Origin of the sequence: Neisseria sp. HMSC073G10, from assembly GCF_001812605.1 — a bacterium.
Taxonomy (GTDB): domain Bacteria; phylum Pseudomonadota; class Gammaproteobacteria; order Burkholderiales; family Neisseriaceae; genus Neisseria; species Neisseria subflava_A.
Genome location: NZ_KV809513.1, coordinates 3,146 through 26,154, shown reverse-complemented (window position 1 = coordinate 26,154; position 23,009 = coordinate 3,146). Strand labels below are relative to the sequence as shown.

Annotated in this window: 21 protein-coding genes and 1 tRNA gene; 12 read left to right on the top strand and 10 right to left on the bottom strand. The window is 47.7% G+C overall.

The features are described 5' to 3' along the window. Positions 1–491 precede the first annotated feature (491 nt). Positions 492–1,322, top strand: a complete 831-nt coding sequence (serB, locus tag HMPREF2865_RS04415) for a phosphoserine phosphatase SerB (RefSeq protein WP_141752517.1) — start codon at positions 492–494, stop codon at positions 1,320–1,322. Between the two features lie 71 nt (positions 1,323–1,393). Here serB and lpxH read toward each other — a convergent pair whose 3' ends face one another. The 7 genes from lpxH to rpsT all read right to left on the bottom strand — a co-directional run bounded on the left by lpxH (position 1,394) and on the right by rpsT (position 8,949). Continuing rightward, positions 1,394–2,101, bottom strand: a complete 708-nt coding sequence (gene lpxH / locus HMPREF2865_RS04410) for a UDP-2,3-diacylglucosamine diphosphatase (protein WP_070645864.1) — start codon at positions 2,099–2,101, stop codon at positions 1,394–1,396. Between the two features lie 155 nt (positions 2,102–2,256). Further along, positions 2,257–3,642 carry a PIG-L deacetylase family protein gene (locus HMPREF2865_RS04405; RefSeq protein ID WP_070645862.1) on the bottom strand — a complete coding sequence of 462 codons (1,386 nt, stop codon included), beginning with the start codon at positions 3,640–3,642 and terminating at the stop codon, positions 2,257–2,259. Positions 3,643–3,881: 239 nt separating this feature from the next. After that, positions 3,882–5,690: an aspartate--tRNA ligase gene (aspS, locus tag HMPREF2865_RS04400; RefSeq protein WP_070645860.1), complete on the bottom strand. Its 1,809-nt coding sequence runs from the start codon at positions 5,688–5,690 to the stop codon at positions 3,882–3,884. Between the two features lie 55 nt (positions 5,691–5,745). Further along, on the bottom strand, positions 5,746–6,138 hold the full coding sequence (locus HMPREF2865_RS04395) for a hypothetical protein (protein ID WP_049332338.1): 393 nt from the start codon (positions 6,136–6,138) through the stop codon (positions 5,746–5,748). 407 nt (positions 6,139–6,545) lie between these two features. Then, the gene (locus tag HMPREF2865_RS04390; RefSeq protein ID WP_070608526.1) at positions 6,546–7,226 is read right to left on the bottom strand and encodes a DUF502 domain-containing protein; all 681 of its coding nucleotides are present in this window, start codon (positions 7,224–7,226) and stop codon (positions 6,546–6,548) included. A gap of 151 nt (positions 7,227–7,377) precedes the next feature. Beyond that, positions 7,378–8,517: a phospholipase A gene (locus HMPREF2865_RS04385; RefSeq protein WP_070645858.1), complete on the bottom strand. Its 1,140-nt coding sequence runs from the start codon at positions 8,515–8,517 to the stop codon at positions 7,378–7,380. Between the two features lie 168 nt (positions 8,518–8,685). Beyond that, positions 8,686–8,949 (bottom strand): 30S ribosomal protein S20, encoded by a 264-nt coding sequence (gene rpsT / locus HMPREF2865_RS04380; RefSeq protein WP_002212556.1) that lies wholly within the window; start codon positions 8,947–8,949, stop codon positions 8,686–8,688. 308 nt (positions 8,950–9,257) lie between these two features. On the opposite strand from rpsT, the gene HMPREF2865_RS04375 reads away from it, so the two are divergent. Then, positions 9,258–10,400, top strand: a complete 1,143-nt coding sequence (locus tag HMPREF2865_RS04375; protein WP_036492029.1) for an extracellular solute-binding protein — start codon at positions 9,258–9,260, stop codon at positions 10,398–10,400. Positions 10,401–10,475: 75 nt separating this feature from the next. On the opposite strand, the gene HMPREF2865_RS04370 is transcribed toward HMPREF2865_RS04375, so the two are convergent. Beyond that, positions 10,476–10,907: an EamA family transporter gene (locus tag HMPREF2865_RS04370; RefSeq protein ID WP_070645857.1), complete on the bottom strand. Its 432-nt coding sequence runs from the start codon at positions 10,905–10,907 to the stop codon at positions 10,476–10,478. Positions 10,908–11,085: 178 nt separating this feature from the next. Here HMPREF2865_RS04370 and HMPREF2865_RS04365 point away from each other — a divergent pair, with 178 nt between their 5' ends. After that, positions 11,086–12,762, top strand: coding sequence for a formate--tetrahydrofolate ligase (locus tag HMPREF2865_RS04365; RefSeq protein WP_070645856.1), 1,677 nt, complete (start codon positions 11,086–11,088; stop codon positions 12,760–12,762). Positions 12,763–12,827: 65 nt separating this feature from the next. On the opposite strand, the gene HMPREF2865_RS04360 is transcribed toward HMPREF2865_RS04365, so the two are convergent. Continuing rightward, a complete protein-coding gene (locus HMPREF2865_RS04360; protein WP_070585082.1) occupies positions 12,828–13,757 on the bottom strand; it encodes a glycosyltransferase family 2 protein in 930 nt (309 codons plus the stop codon). 127 nt (positions 13,758–13,884) lie between these two features. Continuing rightward, on the bottom strand, positions 13,885–14,949 hold the full coding sequence (gene fba, locus HMPREF2865_RS04355; protein WP_070645854.1) for a class II fructose-bisphosphate aldolase: 1,065 nt from the start codon (positions 14,947–14,949) through the stop codon (positions 13,885–13,887). Positions 14,950–15,099: 150 nt separating this feature from the next. Between fba and HMPREF2865_RS04350 the strand changes: the two genes are divergently transcribed. From HMPREF2865_RS04350 to HMPREF2865_RS04305, 9 genes are all read left to right on the top strand, one after another. After that, positions 15,100–15,528 carry an acyl-CoA thioesterase gene (locus tag HMPREF2865_RS04350; protein WP_070645852.1) on the top strand — a complete coding sequence of 143 codons (429 nt, stop codon included), beginning with the start codon at positions 15,100–15,102 and terminating at the stop codon, positions 15,526–15,528. A 1-nt stretch (position 15,529) separates the two neighbouring features. Then, a complete protein-coding gene (locus tag HMPREF2865_RS04345) occupies positions 15,530–16,426 on the top strand; it encodes a tyrosine recombinase XerC (RefSeq protein WP_070645850.1) in 897 nt (298 codons plus the stop codon). Between the two features lie 352 nt (positions 16,427–16,778). After that, positions 16,779–17,708: an energy transducer TonB gene (locus HMPREF2865_RS04340; protein WP_070645848.1), complete on the top strand. Its 930-nt coding sequence runs from the start codon at positions 16,779–16,781 to the stop codon at positions 17,706–17,708. Between the two features lie 102 nt (positions 17,709–17,810). Beyond that, positions 17,811–18,470: a MotA/TolQ/ExbB proton channel family protein gene (locus HMPREF2865_RS04335; protein ID WP_070645846.1), complete on the top strand. Its 660-nt coding sequence runs from the start codon at positions 17,811–17,813 to the stop codon at positions 18,468–18,470. Between the two features lie 3 nt (positions 18,471–18,473). Continuing rightward, positions 18,474–18,911 (top strand): ExbD/TolR family protein, encoded by a 438-nt coding sequence (locus HMPREF2865_RS04330; protein ID WP_003748410.1) that lies wholly within the window; start codon positions 18,474–18,476, stop codon positions 18,909–18,911. A 132-nt stretch (positions 18,912–19,043) separates the two neighbouring features. Next, positions 19,044–20,705 (top strand): electron transfer flavoprotein-ubiquinone oxidoreductase, encoded by a 1,662-nt coding sequence (locus HMPREF2865_RS04325; RefSeq protein ID WP_070645844.1) that lies wholly within the window; start codon positions 19,044–19,046, stop codon positions 20,703–20,705. 84 nt (positions 20,706–20,789) lie between these two features. Beyond that, complete coding sequence (gene folP, locus HMPREF2865_RS04320; RefSeq protein WP_070645842.1) at positions 20,790–21,641, top strand: dihydropteroate synthase; 852 nt, start codon at positions 20,790–20,792, stop codon at positions 21,639–21,641. A gap of 93 nt (positions 21,642–21,734) precedes the next feature. Further along, positions 21,735–21,810: transfer RNA gene (locus HMPREF2865_RS04315), tRNA-Ile, on the top strand. A 569-nt stretch (positions 21,811–22,379) separates the two neighbouring features. After that, the gene (locus HMPREF2865_RS04305; RefSeq protein WP_070645840.1) at positions 22,380–22,721 is read left to right on the top strand and encodes a hypothetical protein; all 342 of its coding nucleotides are present in this window, start codon (positions 22,380–22,382) and stop codon (positions 22,719–22,721) included. Positions 22,722–23,009 lie beyond the last annotated feature (288 nt).

The window sequence follows — 23,009 nt, the reverse complement described above, 5'->3', positions numbered from 1 at the left end:
TGAGCAGTTATTTTTTATAATCCATTTTGTTTTAAAAATTAAATTTAAATCTCCGAATCATTTTATTTGATTCAATTTCGATTTTGCCAAACCATCGGGTCAAAAAAAGTTGCCGCCGGAAAGGGAGCCGTTGGCAACGAATGGAGGTGGTAATGCAATGAAAACTAGATACAAAGGGTGGTATCAAACTAGCCATAAAGAACTATATCGAAATTGTAAGAAAAATCAACAGAAGTTGCCTGTTACTGGCAAAAATTTTAGTCGGCTTGCCTAAAATCAAATTTTTGAGTAATTGCTTGGTTAGTTGATGCAGGGATTGGCATTGGTAGCTCTAGCTGAATTGTTTACAGGCCGTCTGAAAATTTTCGGAGTGGTTCGGCTATAATGCTGTTTTGGTTTTTTAAGGCTTTTGCAAAAATACGGTTTTGTAGTTTTTAGTTGAATGTGTACCTGATATGTTTGTAAAGGTTTTGAGGTATGAGGAGAATGAGATGAAGAAAGTTTTGGTGTTGCAGCATGGGGATTTGGGCGTTTGCGACTGGTCGGCCTTTGGCGGTTTAGTGTCTGCGCCATCAGGAAAGTCGGTGTTGCGTGTGCCGGTTGATGATGATTTTGAATTGACGGACGAGATGCGTGCGGCGTTGATTGCGCAGCAGATAGATGGCGCGGTGTTGCCGGATGTGGCTTTTGCTGATTTGGGACTGATTGTCAGCGATATGGATTCGACGCTGATTACGATTGAGTGCGTGGATGAGATTGCGGCCGGTGTCGGGCTGAAGGATGAGGTGGCTGCAATTACGGAGCAGTCGATGCGCGGCGAGCTGGACTTTGAGCAGTCTTTGCGTAAGCGTGTGGCTTTGCTGGCCGGTTTGGACGAGTGCGTGTTGGAAGAAGTGTACGAGAATGTGTTGCAGCTGTCGCCGGGCGCGGAATTTTTGTTGGAAGAGTGTAAACGGAATGATGTGAAGTTTATGCTGGTGTCGGGCGGATTTACGTTCTTTACGGAACGTCTTCAACAACGTTTGGGCTTGGATTTCCATTTTGCGAATGTGTTGGAAGTGGAAAACGGCAAGCTGACAGGCCGTCTGAAAGGGCGAATTATCGATGCGCAGGCTAAGATGGATTTGTTGCGTGAATACCGTGAACGTCTGGGTTTGGCTCCGTGGCAGGTGGTGGCGATGGGTGATGGTGCGAATGATATTCCGATGATACGGGAAGCCGGATTCGGCATTGCTTATCGGGCGAAACCGAAAACTGAAGCGAATGCGGATGCGTGTGTGCGCTTTGGTGGTTTGGAGCGGATACGCGGTTGGTTTGCGTAAACGGTTTGAGGATGTTTGTCAGTCAGGCCGTCTGAACAATCGGGAAACCGGTTTTCAGACGGCCTGATGTTTTATAAGGCGATAAAACGGTAGCCTTCAGCATCGACTTCGAGAATGGAGGCGTAATTGTCGCGCCAGTCGCCGAGTACGATGCGGGTGTAATCGGCATTGCGGTGGATGTTTTCGCGGTGGGTATGGCCGTGAATGAGCAGGGGCGTGTGGAAGCGTTGGACGGTCTCGTGGGTAAAGGTTGGATTGACGTCCATAATGTCGGCGGTTTTGTGTTGTTTGTCCTGTTTGCTCTGCTTGCGGATTTTGGTGGCGATGTTCAGTCGGAGTGTGAGTGGCAGGAGCAGGAACAGGCGTTGCAGCCATTTTTGATGGACAGTACGGCGGAATTTTTGATAAGAATGGTCGTCGGTGCAGAGGGTGTCGCCGTGACAGAGCAGGGTGGGTGTGCCGAACAGGTCGACAACGGCGTACTCGGGCAGTAAGGTCATGCCGGTATCGCGGGCGAAGGTTTTGCCGATGAGGAAGTCGCGGTTGCCGTGGATAAAATAGCAGGCAATGCCGCGCTTGGTTAGGTCGTGGATGGTTTGTTTGATGGTTTGAACCAAAGGGTTGTTTTCGTCATCGCCGATCCAAAAATCGAAAAGGTCGCCAAGAATGTATACGGCTTGGGCATGAATGGCTTTTTCTTGGATAAATTTCTGGAAGAGTGCGGTCAGTTGAGGATGGGATTCGCTCAGGTGCAAATCGGCGATGAAGTAAATCGGCATGATGATGTGGGGTGTATGGGAAGGGTTTTATTATAACTTGGGTTGTCGCGTTTGGATTTTGGCTTGGTATTTTTCGTTGTAATGCGGTGATTTTATTGTTTTGATTTTGTGTGATAAAGGCCGTCTGAAACATCTTTTCAGACGGCCTTTGTGGTTTATTGGGCTTTGCCCTGATAGGTGATTTGTTTCAGTGTCTCTTCTTGGTACAAGTCGCTGATGGGGACGGTATAGAAGAATTCGTTGCTGCGGACAAAGCGGTTGACCAAGTCTTTGTCAAGGTGGAGGACGTGGTGTCTCAGTTTGTTTAAGCCTTTGAATATCATGGTGTTCCAACGCATATAGCCGTCTGAATTGGGACGGATGTCGTTCATGGCATCAAGGGCGAGGAGTTTGCGGTTTTGCTCTTCTTTATCCAAAGGATGGGAATAAATGCTTTGGAAGTAAAACGGTTGCTCGGAGGGCGGCGGCAGGCTGAGGGAAGACCCTACTTTGCCGATAGGGAAGTCGTCGCTCAGATAATGTATGGTGTGCAAAAACAGATTGCCGCGGCGGTAATCGATTTTACGCAGGGCTTCGATGGCGGCCAGCGCAGTATGTTGGTGGTCGGGATGCGTATCAATATTTGGGGACGGCGTCACGATAATATCCGGCTGGAACGTTTCTATCAGATAGCCAAGGTTGTCTACCAAGCTGTTCCAAGTCGAGCCGGGTTTGAGATGTTTCGCCAATGGGGAGGTATTGGCACTGCGGAAAATATCGACATCGGTCGTATCGATTTTGGTCGATTTAATCTCTTTTTCCGGATTTTGGCGCATGGCGGTCAATGTGCTGTCGAAGTAGCCCAGCTGCAGGATGTTTTCAGACGGCACGCCGGCCAAAAGGGGAACGGCTAGGCTGTTCCAAACGCGCATCCGGCCTTTTTGCAGATATTGTGCCTGGGTATCGAAGTCGCATGTGCTGTAAAGGTTGCCATAGTGGAAGCTGCCGCCTTCGCTGGCGGTTAAAGTGCAGATCATTGAATTAGCGGCGTGTTTTTCGTACAAACCGTATGCGCTGAGTTCAGCATCGTCAGCATGAGGCGCGAGGACAAGGATTTTTTTGCCGTCGAGGTTTTCACGCGGATAAACAGAGAGTTCGATTTCTTGATCTGGCAAGGACAGGTATTTGCCTTCAAAGCGGATGGTTTTGTCGTTGTCGGAAAAGGTGTCGCTCAGATTGATATAGCGCACGCCTTTTGCGCCGTATTCGAAATATTGCTTCCATTTGCCTTTAGATGAAATGGTTTCAACAAAAGGCAATATCAGTAATCCTGCCCAAGTGGATTTGATACGGATTTTGGCAATAACGGTATCTTGTCCGCTGATAGTAGCAGGCAAAGTCAGGCTGCCACTCTTGAGGGTAGCATGCGCGGTAGAGGGAAGGGAGGGATAGTTATAATCTTGGTGTGTGTCGTAGGCGAACTGTTTTTTATGAATAATTGAAGTAATAATAAACAACGTAACAAAAAAAATCAGTATCAGCCCCATTAGTATCAGAAACATTGTCAGGTTCCTTTATTGTTATAACAGCTATGATATTGCTTGCGAAGTCTATTTGTTTGTTTTTCTTACAAACGGTTGTTTTTTGTACTCTAACGTCATTAAAGAAAACGTTTAAAATAAAACAGTTTGCGGGTTGATTATATATAAACGACCAAAATGTAGAAAGGCCGTCTGAAAGATTTGAAAGAAATTTCAAAAATTTCAGACGGCCTTGATATTTTAAAGGTTAAGCCGGTAAATTATGCTTCTTTTGTTTCAACTGCTTTCTGACGCAGACGCAGGCTCAACTCGCGAAGTTGCTTGTCGTCGACCACATTAGGTGCATTGGTCAGCAGACATTGTGCACGTTGTGTTTTCGGGAAGGCAATCACGTCGCGGATAGATTCTGCACCGGTCATCAGGGTAACCAGACGGTCGAGGCCAAATGCAAGGCCGCCGTGAGGAGGCGCACCGAATTTCAGGTTGTCCAAGAGGAAGCCGAATTTCTCTTGTTGCTCTTCAGGGCTGATTTTCAGCGCGGCAAACACTTTCTCTTGTACGTCTGCACGGTGGATACGGATAGAGCCGCCGCCGATTTCCCAGCCGTTCAATACCATGTCGTAGGCACGGGCCAAGCAGTTTGCAGGGTCGGAAACCATCAGGTTTTCATGACCTTCTTTTGGTGCGGTAAACGGATGGTGTACGGCAACGTAGCGGTCAGCTTCTTCGTCGTATTCGAACATTGGGAAATCGACAACCCACAAAGGCTTCCATTCGTCTACGAAGTAGCCGTTGTCTTTGCCGTGTTCCAAACCGACTTTAATACGCAATGCGCCGATGGCTTCGTTTACGACTTTGGTTTTGTCTGCTCCGAAGAAGATGATGTCGCCGTTTTGCGCGCCGGTACGCGCAATGATTTCTTTCAGGGCGTTTTCAGACAGGAATTTGACGATTGGAGATTGCAGGCCGCTGTCTTCGCCGTTGGAGAGGTTGCTCACATCGTTTACTTTGATGTATGCCAGACCTTTCGCGCCGTAGATGCCGACAAATTTAGTGTATTCGTCGATTTCTTTGCGGCTGAATTTTGCACCGTTAGGCACGCGCAGAGCGACTACGCGGCCGCCTTTCATGTCGGCTGCACCACGGAAGACTTTGAATTCTTCCGTTTTCATCAGGTCGGTCAACTCGGTGAATTTCAGGTTGATACGCATATCCGGTTTGTCGGAGCCGTAGTAGAACATGGCTTCAGAGTAAGGCATGCGTGGGAAATCGCCCAAATCTACGTTCAAAGCATCTTTGAAGACTTGTTTGGCCATGCCTTCGGTGATGTCCATGATTTCATCCTCGTTCAAGAACGAGGTTTCCAAGTCGATTTGGGTAAATTCAGGTTGACGGTCGGCACGCAAATCTTCGTCACGGAAACATTTGGTGATTTGGTAGTAACGGTCGAAACCGGCAACCATCAGCAATTGTTTGAACAATTGTGGAGATTGCGGCAGAGCGAAGAATTCGCCCGGATGAACGCGGCTTGGTACGAGGTAGTCGCGCGCGCCTTCGGGAGTGGAGCGGGTCAGCATTGGGGTTTCAATGTCGATGAAGCCTTGCGCATCCAAGTAGCGGCGAACGCCCATGGCCACTTGGTAACGCAGACGCAGGTTGCGTTGCATGGTAGGACGGCGCAAGTCGATAACGCGGTTGGTCAGGCGAACGTTTTCGCTGATGTTTTCATCGTCGATTTGGAACGGAGGCGTAGCGGCAGCGTTCAAGACTTCGATTTCTTTGGCAAGGATTTCGATTTTGCCGGAAATCATTTTGTCGTTGGTTGTACCTTCTGGACGGTTGCGTACGCGGCCGGTAATGCTCAAAACGTATTCGTTGCGGGAAGAGTCGGCAGCGGCAAATGCTTCCGGAGTGTCAGGGTCGATAACGACTTGAACGATGCCTTCGCGGTCGCGCAGGTCGATAAAAATCACACCGCCGTGGTCGCGTCGGCGGTGCACCCAGCCTTTGACGGTAACGGTTTGGTCTAAGTATTGCTCGCTGATAAGGCCGCAATAGTTGGTACGCATATTATTTCCTTGTTTATATATTGAAGTGTTTAATTTATAACTAAGAAATTGGTAATTATGGTGTCCAACCAATTTCTGTAATTTGAATCACATTTTTAATTTTTTTAAAGCCTACTTCCATTCCTGAGTTTTCGGCTTCGGGATAAGTCTGTGCTACAAACACATGATTCTTATTTTTCCAATTAATATTAATTTCTACTTCATTTCTAGAAGTTTTATATCGACGATTTTTATTTGGAAGAACGTTTGGGGCCTCACCTAGATTTTGAGTTAGATTGCGATATTCTTGATAAGCTTCATTTATAGATGAGCCATGATAAGTACAATTCCTTTTCCAACCCTCTGTTACATTAATGGGTATGATTTTTTTGCATGAAAGCTCCCCTGATGAAAATGCTAGTGAGCTATATGTAGCTAGAAAAATAATAGATAGTATTTCCCGTTTCATGATTATCCCTGTGAGTAAAATGTGAGGAGATTTATTTACGGATTAGTGCTGTGGTAATGATATTAGCATGATTGTGTGAGTCATTCTCTTTGCCTTGTGTAACCATGCTTAAAATATTTCCTAAATATCTTTGAAATTAAATATGCAGGGAGCTATTCCAGTTACCGCGCAGTTCTCCGCTTTATAATAACTACGTTTCCAAAAAATCGCAAAATTACTATTACATTCAATCATATTTAGATACTTCTAGTAAGTTCGCAGTTTGTGTAGGTTGCCAGTCATTATGAATTAGTAAGTGCGAGCTTTGTGGTAATTCCTTAGTGGTTATATTTTTTGGGATAGGCTAAATATTATGATTAATAGATATTTATGCATTATTCTGTTGTTAATAATTTGATTAATAAGTGCTATAAACTATCAGTTTTTTTATCTTGGATGGTTTTAATTTGTATTTCATCCGGCATCACCATGCCCAGTGAAATCACATATTTCAATGCCTGATCCACGCTCATGTCCAGCTCGCGAACGTCGCTTTTTTTAACCATGATGTAATAGCCGCCGGTCGGGTTGGGCGTGGTTGGGACGTAAACGGAAATATAGTCGTCATCTTGCGGCAGGCTGCCTTTGAGTTTGTCGGGGATATGGCCGGAAACAAAGGCTATCGTCCAAATGCCCGGTTGCGGAAAGGGAACCAGTACGGGGGTTTTGAACGAGCGGCTACTGTCGGAGAGCAGGGATTCGGAAACTTTTTTAACGCTGGAGTAGATGGATTTGACGACGGGAATGCGTCCCAAAAGGCTGTCCCACGCGCCGAGAATCCGTCTGCCCAATACGTTGGCGGCGAATACGCCGGTAACGAACAAGACGACTGTGGCGGCGACGATGCCCAAGCCGGGAATGTTGAACCCCCAGAAATGCTGGGGCTGCCAGCTTTCCGGTAATAGGTTGATCAGTTTGTCGGCGGCGGAGATGATATAGCTCATCGCCCAGATGGTTACGGCAATCGGCAACCAAACCAGCACGCCTGTAATTAGGTATTTCTTTAAAGCCTTGGCGATTTTTCCGCTTTCGGCTGCGGCTTCTGTCATCTTTGTTTCATTCCGGCAAGTTTTGCCCAAACTTTGCATTATACGCGTTTGGACGCTAGGAAACGAGTATTTTAAACGAATGGCTTGTTTTGTTTCATTGTTTCAGACGGCCGCCTTGATTGCACAGGCCGTCTGAAACAATATGGGGGAATTAGATTCCGTCCCAGTCGTTGAACATCAGGCCGAAGCCGATGCCGTTTTGTTTGTGGTTGTAGTCAATCAGGCTTTCGCCGTAGCCGTGGAAACCGCGAACAACGCCTTTGAGTTTGCCTTTGAGCGGGAAGGTATAAGCAGCTTCAACGGCACCGCGTCCGCTTTTCGGGTTGTAACGCAGGACGGAATAAACATTTTGTTTGTCATTGAAGCGGTATTGGACTTTCAAGTCGCCGTAGCCCATGTATTTGTTGATGTCAGGATTGTCGTCGTCCTCTCCTTTTTGGTCGAAGGCGCGCATCCAAACTCTAGGAATAACGGTCAGCTTGCCCCATTCCATGCCGGCCATGGCATAAACGCGGTTCCATGAGCGGGATTCCGGGCGGCTTTGACCGTTGGATTGGTGAACAAAACCTGCGCCAACCATACGCAGTTTGCCGCCGAAAGGCAGGTCTGCTTTAACGGGTTGGGTAATGAAGATTTCAGGCTCGTAGTCGGTGTTGCGGAACGGTGCGGATTTGCGGCCTTGGTTAAAGATTTGCCAGTCGGATTTTTGGGTGTAGCCAAACCATACGTCGGCACGGGTTTTAAATAAATCTTCGGCAATCTTGCTTTTGAAAGAAACCTGCATTTTGGTTTCGAGGCGTTTCTGCTCGCTGAATTTTTCCTGCGTGGTTACGCCGCGACTGGGGGATTCAGGGTGGTAGTTGGGGCTGCTGTTGTGCCAAACGGGCATGAGGTACATAGGGTTATGCTCGCGTACGCTCAACAGGCCGCGCGTGTCGTTTTTATCCAAATCGTACATCAGGCTTAAAGGCGTGTAGCTGTCAGCAGTTTCACTTAATACGTCGTCTGAAATATTCGGATGGGTAGGGTTGTCGAATACGATGGCCGCTTCTTTTTTCTCAATGCTCTTGCGAACGCTTTGTTCGAGGTCAACTGGTGTTTTGGCGGTTTCGGTTTGTGCTTGCGGCAGTGGGGATTGAGGGGGAAGTTGCGCCGAGTAGATGTTGTCGTAACATGCCAAACGGGTGGCGTTGTCTTGAATGGTGGTGCAGTGTAGGGCGGTATCGGCGGCAGCCAGTGGGGCGGCGGCAATGAATCCGATACTTAGGGAATGTTTCAACATCTTGTTCATGAGAGTTTCCGTTGTTTTTCAGACGGCCTGATGAAAGGGTAAATGGTTTTATTTAGTCGGTTTAGGCTGTGAATACGGCAATGCCCCTGAAAGGCAAGACCTCAGGGGCATCGTATCAGCTCGATTATCCTGCTTTGGTTGTCAGGATTTCCGGCATCTGCGTCAGTATTAAGCCAAGGCTTTTACTTTAGCAGACAGACGGCTTTTATGACGGGCTGCTTTGTTTTTGTGGAATACGCCTTTGTCAGCGATACGGTCGATGACTTTAACGGATTCTTGGTAAACTGCTTGAGCAGCAGCTTTGTCGCCGGCTTCAACTGCTTTCAACACTTTTTTCACAGCGGTACGGAATGCAGTACGCAGGCTGGCGTTGTGGGCGCGTTGTTTAACCGACTGGCGGGCACGTTTGCGGGCTTGTGCGCTGTTTGCCATATTGAATATCTCCTGAAAAATAAATTCTGTAAACGCGCAATTTTAAAGACAGATTTCCTTATATGCAAGCTTTTTCTCTATAAACGCGCGCAAATCAGCCGTATTTTGCCCAAAAACGACAGCCGGTGCAATGCTTTTGGGAAAAAGATGATGTTGCTTTGCCTTATTTCAATAAAAATCAGATGGATATTGCTTTTCGTTTGCTTACGTTTCCATTACAATAGCCTAACTCTGCGCCGGGGTGTTTATGGGGTGCAGGGTTTCTTATTTATTGACATTAACCACTCTTTCATCAGGAATCTGCCCGTATGAAAAAATCTGTATTAGCCGTATTGGCCGCATTGTCTTTGGCCGCGTGCGGCGGTGGCGAGAAAAAAGCCGAGCAACCTCAAGCAGGCAGCGCGCCTGCTGCCAATGCCGAGGCAGCCGCTACCGATACTTTGAATATCTACAACTGGTCAAACTACGTTGACGAAAGTACAGTCGAAGACTTCAAAAAAGCCAACAATTTGAAGCTGACTTACGATTTGTATGAAAACAACGAAACGCTGGAAGCCAAAATGCTGACCGGCAAATCCGGCTATGACTTGGTTGTGCCCGGTATTGCCTTCCTGCCACGTCAAATTGAGGCAGGTGCATACCAAAAAATCAATAAGGATCTGATTCCGAACTACAAAAACATCGACCCTGAATTGCTGAAGATGTTGGAAACCGCCGACCCGGGTAATCAATACGCCGTTCCATACTTCTCAGGTGTGAATACGATTGCGATTACGGCGAAGGGCAAGGAGCTTTTGGGCGGAAAATTGCCTGAAAACGGCTGGGATTTGCTGTTCAAACCTGAATACACCAACAAGCTGAAATCTTGCGGCATCGCTTTGTGGGATACCCCGAGCGAAATGTTCCCAATCTTGTTGAACTACTTGGGTAAAGATCCTAAAGGCTCGAATCCTGAAGATTTGAAAGCGGCGGCGGAAGTGTTGAAGTCTATCCGTCCTGACGTGAAACGTTTCAGCCCTTCCATCATTGACGAATTGGCGCGCGGCGATATCTGCTTGGCGGCAGGTAATGGCGGCGACTTGAACTTGGCCAAAGCGCGTTCTGAAGAAGTGAAAAATAATGTCGGCATTGAAGTGTTGACGCCGAAAGGCATGGGCTTCTGGATTGAATCTTGGTTGATTCCGGCAGATGCGAAAAACATCGCCAATGCCCACAAATACATCAACTACACGCTTGATCCCGAAGTAGCTGCGAAAAACGGTATCGCCGTAACCTTCGCACCGGCCAGCAAACCTGCACGCGAAAAAATGCCTGCCGAGCTGGTGAACACACGTTCTATTTTCCCGAACGAGCAAGACATGAAAGACGGTTTCGTGATGCCTCAAATGAGCGCAGATGCGAAAAAACTGTCTGTCAACTTGTGGCAAAAAATCAAAGTCGGTTCAAATTAATTTTGAGCTGATTGTTTGAAGCAAAGCAAAGGCCGTCTGAAATTTTTCAGACGGCCTTTTTTGATGTCCCAATCTTTATCGTTTCAAAGCCAAAGTCAACACACCTGCGGTTACCAAGCCTAAGCCTATCCACTCCTGCGTGCTCGGGCGTTCGTCTAAGAAAACCACGGCCATCAGGGCGACCAAGACCAGGCTGAATTTGTCGACGGGTGCGACTTGCGAGGCGTTGCCCAGTTGCAGGGCTTTGAAGTAGGCAAGCCAAGATGCGCCGGTAGCGAGGCCGGATAGGATGAGGAATGTCCAGTTGCGGCTGGTAAAGCCGTTCACGCCCTGCCATTTGCCGGTGTAGGTTAAAAACAATACCAAAGCGGCGAGGATGACCAAGGTGCGGATAAAGGTGGCGAAATCCGAATCTATGCCCTGTAAACCCATTTTGGCGAAAATAGCGGTTAATGAGGCGAAGCCTGCCGATGCCAATGCCCAAAACAGCCATGCGTTGCTGCTCATGTTTTATTCCTTTGTTTCAAATTGTTGACAATATGAATCCGCTTGTTGATGAGATATCGAAATTTTCACTGCGGTTTGTCTTTGGAAAACGCTATAATAGAACTAATATTCTTTTTCTTCCAGCCGTCTTTATTATATTGTTTCAGACGGCCTTTCCCTCTCTCAATAAAGGAAAATCATGAGCTTCAAAACCGATGCTGAAATTGCCCAGTCTTCCACCATGCGCCCGATTGGTGAAATTGCCGCCAAGCTGGGTTTGAACGTTGACAACATTGAGCCCTATGGTCATTACAAAGCCAAAATCAATCCTGCCGAGGCATTCAAGCTGCCACAAAAACAAGGCCGTCTGATTTTGGTGACCGCCATTAATCCGACTCCTGCGGGTGAGGGTAAAACCACTGTAACCATCGGTTTGGCGGACGCATTGCGCCATATCGGCAAAGACTCGGTTATTGCCCTGCGCGAGCCTTCTTTGGGTCCGGTGTTTGGTGTTAAAGGCGGTGCGGCAGGCGGCGGTTATGCCCAAGTTTTGCCGATGGAAGACATCAACTTGCACTTCACCGGCGACTTTCACGCCATCGGTGCGGCGAATAACCTGCTCGCCGCCATGCTCGACAACCATATCTATCAAGGCAATGAGTTGAACATCGATCCGAAACGCGTGCTGTGGCGTCGCGTGGTCGATATGAACGACCGCCAGTTACGCAACATCATCGACGGTATGGGTAAACCTGTTGACGGCGTGATGCGTCCTGACGGTTTCGATATTACCGTTGCCTCCGAAGTGATGGCGGTATTCTGCCTTGCCAAAGACATCAGCGATTTGAAAGAGCGTTTGGGCAACATCCTTGTCGCCTATGCCAAAGACGGCAGTCCTGTTTATGCCAAAGATTTGAAAGCGAATGGCGCGATGGCGGCATTGCTCAAAGATGCGATTAAGCCTAACTTGGTGCAAACCATCGAAGGCACTCCGGCCTTTGTACACGGCGGCCCGTTCGCTAACATCGCCCACGGCTGTAACTCTGTAACGGCCACCCGTTTGGCGAAACACCTTGCCGATTATGCCGTAACCGAAGCAGGCTTCGGCGCGGATTTGGGTGCGGAAAAATTCTGCGACATCAAATGCCGTCTGGCGGATTTGAAACCTGATGCGGCTGTTGTCGTGGCCACTGTCCGCGCTTTGAAATACAACGGCGGCGTGGAGCGCGCCAACCTCGGCGAAGAAAACCTTGAAGCCTTGGCAAAAGGTCTGCCTAATCTGCTGAAACACATTTCCAACCTAAAAAACGTATTTGGCCTGCCTGTGGTGGTTGCCATCAATCGCTTTGTGTCCGACTCAGATGCCGAGTTGGCCATGATTGAAAAAGCCTGCGCGGAACACGGCGTTGAAGTTTCTCTGACCGAAGTATGGGGCAAAGGCGGCGCGGGTGGTGCAGACTTGGCGCACAAAGTCGTCAACGCCATCGAAAATCAACCGAATAACTTCGGCTTCGCCTACGATGTTGAATTGAGCATTAAAGACAAAATCCGTGCGATTGCCCAAAAAGTGTACGGCGCGGAAGATGTCGATTTCAGCGCGGAAGCGTCTGCCGAAATCACTTCACTGGAAAAACTGGGCTTGGACAAAATGCCGGTCTGCATGGCGAAAACCCAATATTCTTTGAGCGACAACGCCAAACTTTTGGGCTGCCCTGAAGGCTTCCGCATTACCGTGCGCGGTATCACTGTTTCCGCAGGCGCAGGCTTTATTGTTGCGTTGTGCGGCAATATGATGAAAATGCCGGGTCTGCCGAAAGTTCCGGCTGCCGAGAAAATCGATGTGGACGCAGAAGGCGTGATTCATGGCTTGTTCTGATTTAGATTGATTTTGAAATAGATAAAGGCCGTCTGAAACCGAGGTTTCAGACGGCCTTTTATGATTTAAGTGAATTTCAACCGGCTTTTTAAGAAATTGAAGAAATTGTCTATCATGTCGAACATCGTATTGCGGTCTTCGCCAAACAATGAAATGCTGCGGTCTTTACTGATTCTGTCATACGCGGCAAAAATGGTTTTCAGCTCTTCAGTGGTTAAACGCAGTTGCTTTTCATGCAAGATTCGACTTAAGAGGGTTACTTCTACTGGGTTCAATTCAGGGAAAAGGTGGCTGAACCACAATTCCATGGTGTATTGGACGGATCTGTTGATTTTGTCTCTTTTTTTGCTTTCTTGAGTTGTGTGTATCCTGTATGACAACAAAGGCTCGGGCAGGTTGGCAAAGGTTTTGCCATGTAGGGCGCATTGCACCCACATATGGAAATCGGGAGCGGTTTCTGTCGCAGTGTAGTTTATCCCGAGGTTTTTAATGCTGTCGTGCCGCCACATGGTGGTGGGGTTGAACATGTTTTGAGCGGCAAAGGAGAGAAAGGCTTTAATGTCTTTGTCGAGCAGGGGGAGGTCGCTTAAAACGGGTTCTCTTCCAGATTGGTCATCGAAAAAGATGGTGGCTTGGCTGCCGACAATATCGATTTCGGGATTGCTGTCTAAGAATTGAATTTGTTTTTCAAAACGATCCAAGGCGCAAATATCGTCCGCGTCCATTCGTGCCACATATTCGACCTTTACGTCTTTGAGCATATCCATGGCAAATTGGCAGGCAAACGGCTCGCCCTTGTTTTCCGGAAGATGGAAAACCTGCAAACGTGAATCTTTGGCTGCGTAAGCCTCGAGGATTTCACCGGTTTTGTCTATTGAAGCATCGTTGATGGCGATGACGAAAAAGTCGCGGAATGTTTGATTCAATACCGAATCCAAGCATTCAGGCAAATAAGCTTCGGCACAATAGGCCGGCAAAATAACGGCGAGTTTCATGTTTGTTTTCGATGTGTTTGATGTGTGGTCGGTGGAAGATTTTACTATAAATTTCCCAAAAGCTAAGGCCGTCTGAAAACTTGGCAATAAGGTTTCAGACGGCCTTAGTGTGAATCCGATATACGGATTATTTAACGATTTGGTTCAATTCGCCTTTGGCGTATTTGGTTGCCATTTTTTCCAAAGAAATCGGTTTGATTTTGCCGGCTTGGCCTTCGCAACCGAATGCGAGGTAGCGGTCAAGACAGATTTGTTTCATGGCTTCGACGGTTTTGCTCAAGTATTTGCGCGGGTCGAATTCGGATGGGTTTTCTGCCATGAAGCGGCGGATGGCACCGGTAGAGGCGAGACGCAAGTCGGTATCGATGTTGACTTTGCGGACACCGTGTTTGATGCCTTCGACGATTTCTTCAACCGGTACGCCGTAGGTTTCACCGATTTTGCCGCCGTGTTCGTTGATGACTTTCAACCATTCTTGCGGAACGGAACTCGAGCCGTGCATCACGATGTGGGTGTTGGGCAGGGCTTGGTGGATTTCTTTGATGCGGTCGATACGCAATACATCGCCTGTGGGCGGACGGGTGAATTTGTACGCGCCGTGGCTGGTGCCGACGGCAATAGCCAATGCGTCAACGCCGGTATCTTTAACGAAACGTACGGCATCTTCGACGCTGGTCAGCATTTGGTCGTGGGAAAGTTTGCCCACTGCGCCGACGCCGTCTTCCTCGCCGGCTTCGCCGGTTTCGAGGTTGCCCAATACGCCGATTTCGCCTTCAACGGACACGCCGCAAGCGTGGGAGAAGTTAACGACGGTACGGGTGGCGTTGACGTTGTATTCGTAAGAAGAAGGGGTTTTGCCGTCTTCCATCAGCGAGCCGTCCATCATCACGGAGGAGAAGCCTAGTTGGATGGAGCGTTGGCACACATCAGGAGATGCGCCGTGGTCTTGGTGCATTACGACAGGGATATGCGGGAATTCTTCGACTGCGGCCAAAATCAGATGGCGCAGGAATGGGGCACCTGCGTATTTGCGTGCGCCTGCGGATGCTTGAACGATAACGGGGGCGTTGACTTGGTCGGCCGCCTCCATGATGGCGCGCATCTGTTCGAGGTTGTTAACGTTGAATGCGGGCAGACCGTAGCTGTTTTCGGCAGCATGGTCCAACAGTTGGCGCATGGATACGAGTGCCATGAGGAGCTCCTGAAGTAGTGAAGGGTAAATTTATCCGATAAATTATAATGTTTTTTGAAATGAAAAACTACAAGCTGCTACATTGTTTTTATATATTAACGAACAGGGTCTCGGTTTATAATGGCGTAGTATTGAAAACGGGTGTGCGAAATGGATAGGATTTCGGTGGCCGAGTGTGATAAGCCTTTGTTTCAGACGGCCTTGACGGTGCAGGTGGGCGATGTGAACTATGGTAGCCATTTGGCGAACGATGCGGTGTTGCGTTTGTGCCATGAAGTGAGGATGCGTTGGCTGGCGAAGCTGGGTTGGAGTGAAATGGATGCCGGAGGGGCTGGCCTGATTATGGCGGATGCAGCGGTACAGTATTTGGCACAAGGTCATCATGGCGATGAGCTGTCGGTAGAAATGGGGGCAGCGGGCGTGGCCGGTGTGGGCTTTTCTTTGCTGTACCGTATCCGCAGGATTTCAGACGGCCTTGTGCTGGCGAAAGTGCAGACGGGCATGGTGTGTTTCGATTATGGCAAGCAGCGTGTCTGTCGTCTGCCTTCGGCCTTGAAAGCAGCATTGGAGGCCGTCTGAAATGGCGGAATCAAACAATTTTGCGCTTCATCTTGAACGCTATCTGAAAACCTTGCTGCAACAAGGCAAGTCGGAGCATACCGTTTCCGCTTATCGGCGCGATTTAAGTGAGTTGATGCGCCTGTTGCCCGATAACCTGGGAAACGGCCTGCCGACGCGCCGTGATTTTGTGGCGGTATTGAAAAAGCTGTCGCAAAAGGGCTTAAGCGAAAGTAGCTTGGCGCGGAAATTATCGGTGTGGCGGCAGTATTGCAGTTGGCTGGTGCAGATAGAAGTCATGGAAAGCGACCCGACATTTAATATGAAAGCGCCGCGCCTGCCCGAACGCCTGCCCAAAGCGCTGCCGCAAGAACCTTTAAACCATATTCTTGACCATGCGCCGGTTGATGATGAGTTGGACGTACGCGATAAGGCCATGTTTGAATTGATGTATGGCAGCGGTTTGCGCCTGAGTGAGATACAAGGTTTGAATCTGGACGGTATCGTCTTGGATGAAGGCTGGGTCAGCGTGAAGGGTAAAGGCGGCAAGCAGCGGCAAGTGCCTTTGGTGGCTAAAAGCATTGCGGCATTGCGCGATTATCTGGCAGTGCGTATTGCCAAAGAGGGCGAGCAGGCCTTGTTCACCAATAAGAACGGCGGCAGGCTGGGGCAACGTCAAATCCAAAAACGCCTGCAGGCGTGGGCAGTGCGCGTGGGCAGTGCCAGCCATATCTCGCCGCACATGATGCGCCACAGCTATGCAACCCATCTTTTGCAGGCATCGGGCGATATCCGTGCCGTACAGGAATTGTTGGGGCACAGCAACCTTTCCGCTACGCAAGTTTATACAAAGCTGGACTTTGACCATTTGGCGCGCGTTTATGATGAGGCGCACCCAAGGGCGAAACGGAAAAAATGATTTTGTTTGAATTAGGCCGTCTGAAAGAATGTTTTCAGACGGCCTGATGTTTTATGGATAAAAAATACAGATGGTTTGAAACCATTTGAATTTTTATCGGTCTGATGAGGTTTAAATATTGGCCTGATGTGCGGATGGCATAAAGATTGTAAGAGTCGATGGCTTTTTTAATACCGTTTATCTTTTCAGATGGCCGCTTGTTTGATAATATTAGTAATGAGAGCTAATATCATATTATGATATACAGCCTTTAAAACAGCAGGTCTATAAACTTTCTCTATAAGCATTAATGCTTATTTTGACTGTAAAACGACTTGCAAACGGGAATTGTTGCTATTAACATAACGGAATTATGGATAAAAAACGAATTTTAACTCCAGCCGTCGTGACTTCCGTTGCGTTGATTCACGTCGGTTTGGTTGCACTTTTATGGCACGCGCACAAACCGCCTCCTGTCGAAATGGCGAATATTGAATTTGTCGATTTAGGCGATTTCGGCGGTGGCGACGGTAGTCCTGAGGGCGAAGGCGCACCTGCCGCCCCCGAGCCAACCCCCGAACAACCGAAACCCAAGCCGAAACCCAAACCTAAGCCTGTCGAGCCGCCCAAACCTGTTATCAAACCTGTGGTAACGAAAAAAGAAAAAGCGGATATCGTACAGCAAAAGGAAAAACCAAAACCGATCGAGAAACCTAAGCCCGAGCCTAAGCCGGAACCCAAACCTGAGCCGAAGCCCGAACCAAAACCTGAACCAAAACCAGAGCCGAAGGCAGAACCTAAACCATCTCCCAAAGCATCTGAACACTCAGGCAGCAAAACCGGGCCGAATACTGCTGAAAACGGTAAAGGCAACGGCGAAGGCAAAGCCTTGGGCGGAGAAGGAAAAGGCAACGGCGGCGGTACGAAAGGTACAGGCAGCGGCCGTGGCGAAGGCAGCGGATCTGGCAGCGGCGGTGCGAAAGGTGAACATGGTTCCGGCACCGGCGGTGGCGGAGGTGGCAGCGGTACAGGTGCCGGCAGCAGTAAAGGCAATCCTGCAAAAGGAACCTGCCATATTCCAAGACCTCCGTATCCTTCACTGTCCACTGAAAATGGTGAAGAGGGCTTGGTTGTTTTGAAAGTCTTGGTTGGTCCCGGCGGTAAAGTGGATTCAATTAGTGTGAATAAATCAAGTGGTTATAGTCGTCTGGATAATGCAGCGCGTAAAGCCGTTAAAGATGGTAGCTGTCATGCAAGCGTTTGGACTGAATTTAAAGTACCTGTCAAATTCACGCTCGAATAAGTATCTAGGCCTAAGCTGATTGATTAGAAAATATATGCTGTTGGGAAATGATTTTAAATGACCCGATAGAAATTTTAATTTTATTTTTAACTTGGAAAAATTATGGATTTAAGTTTAGTTTTCAAATCAGGTGATGTGGTACTGATTGGTGTATTTGTCCTGATGTTGTTGATGAGTGTGGTGACTTGGAGCGTTATTGTGATCCGCTGCATCAAATACCGCAAAGCGAAAAAAGGCAATGCTCAGGTAAAAGAGTTGATGCTGAATGCGTTTACGCTGGCTGATGCCGTACAAAAAGCCAAAGCGGTAGAAGCACCGATGAGCAGTGTTGCCGATGAGTCTCTGCGCGCATACCAAAACTACCGTCAAACGACAAGCAAATCGCTGATTGACGAATTGCCTTTGAACGAATATTTGGTCGTTCATATCCGTAACAGTTTGGCCCAAACCATGCGCCAGTTTGACTACGGTATGACCGCTTTGGCCTCTATCGGTGCAACCGCTCCGTTTATCGGTCTGTTGGGTACTGTTTGGGGTATTTACCATGCCCTGATCGGCATCAGCGAAAGCGGTCAAATGAGCATTGCTGCGGTAGCCGGTCCGATTGGCGAGGCTTTGGTATCGACTGCTGTCGGCCTGTTTGTGGCGATTCCGGCCGTATTGGCGTACAACTTCCTCAATCGCGGTACGAAAACCATCGCGCAAGATATGGACGCATTTGCACATGACCTGCATGTCCGCCTTCTGAACCAAAAGGATTAAACCATGGCTTTCGGATCAATGAATTCCGGCGATGATGCGCCGATGTCGGATATCAACGTTACGCCTTTGGTGGACGTGATGCTGGTGTTGCTGATTGTATTTATGATTACCATGCCGGTGCTGACCCACTCGATTCCTTTGGAGTTGCCGACTGCTTCGGAAAAAGCGGCAAAAGAGGATAAGCAGCAGCCTAAAGATCCTTTGCGTTTGAGCATTGATGCCAGTGGTGCTTATGTTGTTGGCGGCGATTCTGATGCCAAAGTGGATTTGGCAACGGTAACTGCCAAGCTGAAAGAAGCCAAAGCGAAAAACGAAGATGTGATTGTGGCGATTGCGGCGGATAAAGCGGTTGAATACGATTATGTCAACCAAGCCCTGCAAGCGGCGCGCGAAGCCGGTATCAGCAAAATCGGTTTTGTAACGGAAACCAAAGCGCAGTAATCTTTTGAATACAGTCAAGGCCGTCTGAAATTTGAGTAAAGTTTCAGACGGCCTTTTGTTGTATTTGGTAACTATATGTCCAGGCTGTATAATTAGCGGATTAAATTGAATAATGACAATACAGGAACCACTATGACAGAAACCATCGAACGCGACAGTATGCAATACGATGTCGTGATTGTCGGCGCAGGCCCGTCGGGTTTGTCTGCCGCCATCAAACTCAAGCAGCTTGCCGAAAAGAATGGACGCGAAATCAGCGTTTGCGTGGTGGAGAAGGGTTCGGAGGCCGGTGCGCACTCGCTTGCAGGCGCCATCATCGATCCGATTTCTTTGAATGAGCTGATTCCTGATTGGAAAGAAAAAGGCGCGCCGCTGACGCGTACAGTGACGAAGGACAGGGTTTTGTTCCTGACCGAGAAAAAAGCGTTCAACCTGCCGATTACCCCGAATTTCGACAACCATGCGAATTACATTGCCAGCTTGGGCGAAGTTGTCCGCTGGTTGGCAGAGCAGGCGGAAAATTTAGGCGTGGAAATTTATCCGGGTTTTGCCGCTGCCGAAGTCCTTTATCACGAAGACGGTTCGGTCAAAGGCATTGCGACCGGTAATATGGGTGTGGGCAAAGACGGCGAACCGACCGATTCATTCCAGCCCGGCATGGAGCTTTGGGCGCAGCAAACCATATTTGCCGAAGGCTGTCGCGGCTCGCTTTCCAAGCAAGTCATTGAACAATTTAAGCTCGACCAAAACAGCGAACCGCAAACTTACGGCTTGGGCATTAAAGAAATTTGGGAAGTGCCGTCTGAAAAACATCAGCCCGGTTTGGTTATGCACAGCGCAGGCTGGCCGTTGGACAGCAAAACCTATGGCGGATCGTTTATTTATCACTTTGACGAAAACAAAGTTGCTGTCGGCTTTGTGGTAGGCTTAGATTATCAAAACCCTTATCTGTCGCCGTTTGAAGAGTTCCAACGTTTCAAAACCCATCCTGAAATCCGCAAAACCTTTGAAGGCGGCCGCCGTATCGCTTATGGCGCGCGTTCGTTGATTGAAGGCGGTTTGCAAAGCCTGCCGAAACTCTCGTTCAAAGGCGGCGTTTTGGTCGGCGATGCCGCAGGTTTCCTGAATATGCCGCGCATCAAAGGCATCCATACGGCCATGAAATCCGCCATGCTTGCCGCAGAAGCCGTATTTCCTTTGTTAGAAAACCTCGAAGAAGTGGAAAGCTTCGACAGTGGCAAAGAAGCCACCGATTATCAGCAACGCTTTGAACAAAGCTGGCTGTATCAAGAGCTTTACGCCGCGCGCAATGTCCGTCCGTCATTCAAATGGGGCGTTTACCTCGGCTCAATCTATACCGGCATCGACCAAATGATTTTTAGAGGCAAAGCCCCGTGGACCTTGAAACATCACGGCAAAGACAACGAGCAGCTCAAAAAAGCCGCCGAATGCAAGCCGATTGATTATCCGAAGCCTGACGGCGTTTTGACCTTCGACCGTTTGAGCAGCGTTTTCCTTGCCAACCTTGCACACGAAGAAAACCAGCCTGACCATTTGGTGCTGAAAAATCCGCAGGTCATGATAGATGTAAACTACAAAGAATACGCCTCGCCCGAAACCCGCTATTGTCCGGCCGGCGTATATGAAATCGTCGAAGAAAACGGTAATCCGCGCCTGCAAATCAACGCCGCCAACTGTGTTCACTGCAAAACGTGCGACATCAAAGACCCGACGCAAAACATCACTTGGATTTGTCCCGAAGGCGCGAGCGGACCGAATTACGGCGGAATGTAATTTACTGTTTTGAAGTCAAAACCTAAAGGCCGTCTGAAAAGTTTCAGACGGCCTCTATCCTATTATTTCATCAATGGAAGCATTATGAACACGCACATTTGGCAGGCAGGCCGATTTGAAATCGCCTTAGACAAACCAAAAATCATGGGCATCGTCAATCTGACCCCCGATTCATTTTCCGATGGCGGCACCTATTCGCAAAATGTCCAAATAGCATTGGCACATGCCGAGCAGCTGTTGAAAGACGGTGCGGATATTCTCGATATCGGCGGCGAATCTACCCGCCCAGGTTCGGATGATGTTTCTCTTGAAGAAGAATGGGCCAGGGTACAGCCGGTTTTGGCGGAAGTCGCCAAGTGGAATGTTCCCGTCAGCTTGGATACGCGCCGCACGGTGATCATGGAAAAAGCCTTGGCGCAAGGTGGCGTCGATATTATCAACGATGTTGCCGCATTAAGTGATGAAGGCGCAGTCGCATTGCTGGCGCAACAGCCGAAGACGGGCGTGTGTCTCATGCACATGCAGGGTTTGCCCAAAACCATGCAGCTGAATCCGCAATATCAAGATGTCGTCGAAGAAGTCGCGCGTTATTTAAAAGCACGCGCGACAGAATGCGTTCAAGCAGGCATTGCCCCCGAACGCATCACGCTAGACCCCGGCTTCGGTTTCGGCAAAAACCTGCAACACAATATCACCCTGATAAAACATTTGCCTGAGTTGATGAACGCAACCGGATTCCCCCTTCTGATCGGCGTATCGCGCAAACGTATGATTGGCGAACTGACAGGCGAACAAGATGCCGCCAAACGCGTATACGGCAGCGTGGCAGCCGCTTTGGCCACAGTCGCCCGAGGCGCGCAAATCATCCGTGTTCACGATGTCAAAGCAACATCGGACGCTTTGAAAGTTTGGGAAGCATTGGGCGTATCGGCATAATGCCCGAATAGAAAACCAACAGGCCGTCTGAAACATTTTCCCGGCATCTTGAACAAGCAACAAGTTATGCTATAATCCGCATCTACTCTTGACGGGTCTGTAGCTCAGGGGTTAGAGCAGGGGACTCATAATCCCTTGGTCGTGGGTTCGAAACCCACCGGACCCACCAAATATTAAAAATGCCCGAGGCTTTTGGCTTCGGGCATTTTTTATTCATTGTTTTTTGATGGGGTTAAGATTCAAATTGATAAAGGTGAAGAGATAATTTACACTGCGAAATTAGGTTCAGGTAGTGGATTTTCGACAAATGGAACTATAGGGTGGCAATGGACAGCATTTAAGAAAAAAAAACACCAAATATAAGAGTAAAAGCACCAATATCTAAGTTTAGTGCAAATGTAAGGAAAAATTAAATGATAGCATTAATACCTTATATATTTTTTGGTTTGATATTTTTGTATCTTGTTACTATATTAACTAATTTTGTATTGGTCTATAAAATTCTAAAATCAGAAGGAATGACCTTAAGTTTTTTTGAGTATTTCATTACTGCTAGGTTTATGAGTTTTAAGTTTTTTAGGGTTTTATTTGGGTGGAAAAAATATCAAATAGATCTTATTTAAGGGCATTAAGAATAAATTGTATCTTTGCTACAATTATTTTTCTGTTAGAAGCTTATCATTATATTTTGTGATTTTGCTTCCTAAGCCCCATAACTACGACCCCAGGTAGAATACAATGAAGAATAATGTTAAAAATTGGACAACGGAAGAAGTCAAGCAATCATTAGATGAATTTAATGATGTTTTAATTAAAAATACTTTTCTTCTTCAGTATCTGAAAAAAGAGTTTTCAGCTTCAAGTGCTTATTGTTTGTCTATGCTGCCTGAAGAAGAAGATATATATGAAATATTGGTTAATGGGAATATTATTGTTGATTTAGAATTTAATAAACATACAAATGAAACAGTTGTTATTAATGTTACTGATGTTGATGAATACTTGAAAACTTTAACCAATGAGAGTGGTAGAGTATTTTTTACATTAGCAAAAGAAATCGGCAAACAGAAAAACATTTAACAAGAGCGAAATACAAATTAAAAACTCAATGGAGTGATGGCGTATTTAGGATAGATATGTTGAATGAAAAAAACAAATCTTTGTTTTTGGGGCTGACGTAGATTAGCAGTATGGAAATTTTTGTCGTGTAGGAATATGTCGCCCAGACTTGCAAGCAACGCTTCCATCAGGTAAAAGAGTGTATATTGAGTACGATCGAAGCACTTCATCGCGCGGAATACCACACGCAGATAGAATATTCAGCAATGATAAAAATGCTATTGTTATTTTAAGGACGTTAGATTGATT

Bases quoted from the DNA above. Each gene is read 5' to 3' on its own strand.
- HMPREF2865_RS04385 (WP_070645858.1), bottom strand. From the start codon at position 8,517: ATGAACAAGATGTTGAAACATTCCCTAAGTATCGGATTCATTGCCGCC.
- HMPREF2865_RS04325 (WP_070645844.1), top strand. From the start codon at position 19,044: ATGACAGAAACCATCGAACGCGACAGTATGCAATACGATGTCGTGATT.
- HMPREF2865_RS04360 (WP_070585082.1), bottom strand. From the start codon at position 13,757: ATGAAACTCGCCGTTATTTTGCCGGCCTATTGTGCCGAAGCTTATTTG.
- HMPREF2865_RS04390 (WP_070608526.1), bottom strand. From the start codon at position 7,226: ATGACAGAAGCCGCAGCCGAAAGCGGAAAAATCGCCAAGGCTTTAAAG.
- aspS (WP_070645860.1), bottom strand. From the start codon at position 5,690: ATGCGTACCAACTATTGCGGCCTTATCAGCGAGCAATACTTAGACCAA.
- HMPREF2865_RS04345 (WP_070645850.1), top strand. From the start codon at position 15,530: ATGGCGGAATCAAACAATTTTGCGCTTCATCTTGAACGCTATCTGAAA.
- HMPREF2865_RS04395 (WP_049332338.1), bottom strand. From the start codon at position 6,138: ATGAAACGGGAAATACTATCTATTATTTTTCTAGCTACATATAGCTCA.
- HMPREF2865_RS04375 (WP_036492029.1), top strand. From the start codon at position 9,258: ATGAAAAAATCTGTATTAGCCGTATTGGCCGCATTGTCTTTGGCCGCG.
- HMPREF2865_RS04330 (WP_003748410.1), top strand. From the start codon at position 18,474: ATGGCTTTCGGATCAATGAATTCCGGCGATGATGCGCCGATGTCGGAT.
- HMPREF2865_RS04365 (WP_070645856.1), top strand. From the start codon at position 11,086: ATGAGCTTCAAAACCGATGCTGAAATTGCCCAGTCTTCCACCATGCGC.
- fba (WP_070645854.1), bottom strand. From the start codon at position 14,949: ATGGCACTCGTATCCATGCGCCAACTGTTGGACCATGCTGCCGAAAAC.
- lpxH (WP_070645864.1), bottom strand. From the start codon at position 2,101: ATGCCGATTTACTTCATCGCCGATTTGCACCTGAGCGAATCCCATCCT.
- HMPREF2865_RS04305 (WP_070645840.1), top strand. From the start codon at position 22,380: ATGAAGAATAATGTTAAAAATTGGACAACGGAAGAAGTCAAGCAATCA.
- serB (WP_141752517.1), top strand. From the start codon at position 492: ATGAAGAAAGTTTTGGTGTTGCAGCATGGGGATTTGGGCGTTTGCGAC.
- HMPREF2865_RS04370 (WP_070645857.1), bottom strand. From the start codon at position 10,907: ATGAGCAGCAACGCATGGCTGTTTTGGGCATTGGCATCGGCAGGCTTC.
- folP (WP_070645842.1), top strand. From the start codon at position 20,790: ATGAACACGCACATTTGGCAGGCAGGCCGATTTGAAATCGCCTTAGAC.
- HMPREF2865_RS04405 (WP_070645862.1), bottom strand. From the start codon at position 3,642: ATGTTTCTGATACTAATGGGGCTGATACTGATTTTTTTTGTTACGTTG.
- HMPREF2865_RS04340 (WP_070645848.1), top strand. From the start codon at position 16,779: ATGGATAAAAAACGAATTTTAACTCCAGCCGTCGTGACTTCCGTTGCG.
- rpsT (WP_002212556.1), bottom strand. From the start codon at position 8,949: ATGGCAAACAGCGCACAAGCCCGCAAACGTGCCCGCCAGTCGGTTAAA.
- HMPREF2865_RS04335 (WP_070645846.1), top strand. From the start codon at position 17,811: ATGGATTTAAGTTTAGTTTTCAAATCAGGTGATGTGGTACTGATTGGT.
- HMPREF2865_RS04350 (WP_070645852.1), top strand. From the start codon at position 15,100: ATGGATAGGATTTCGGTGGCCGAGTGTGATAAGCCTTTGTTTCAGACG.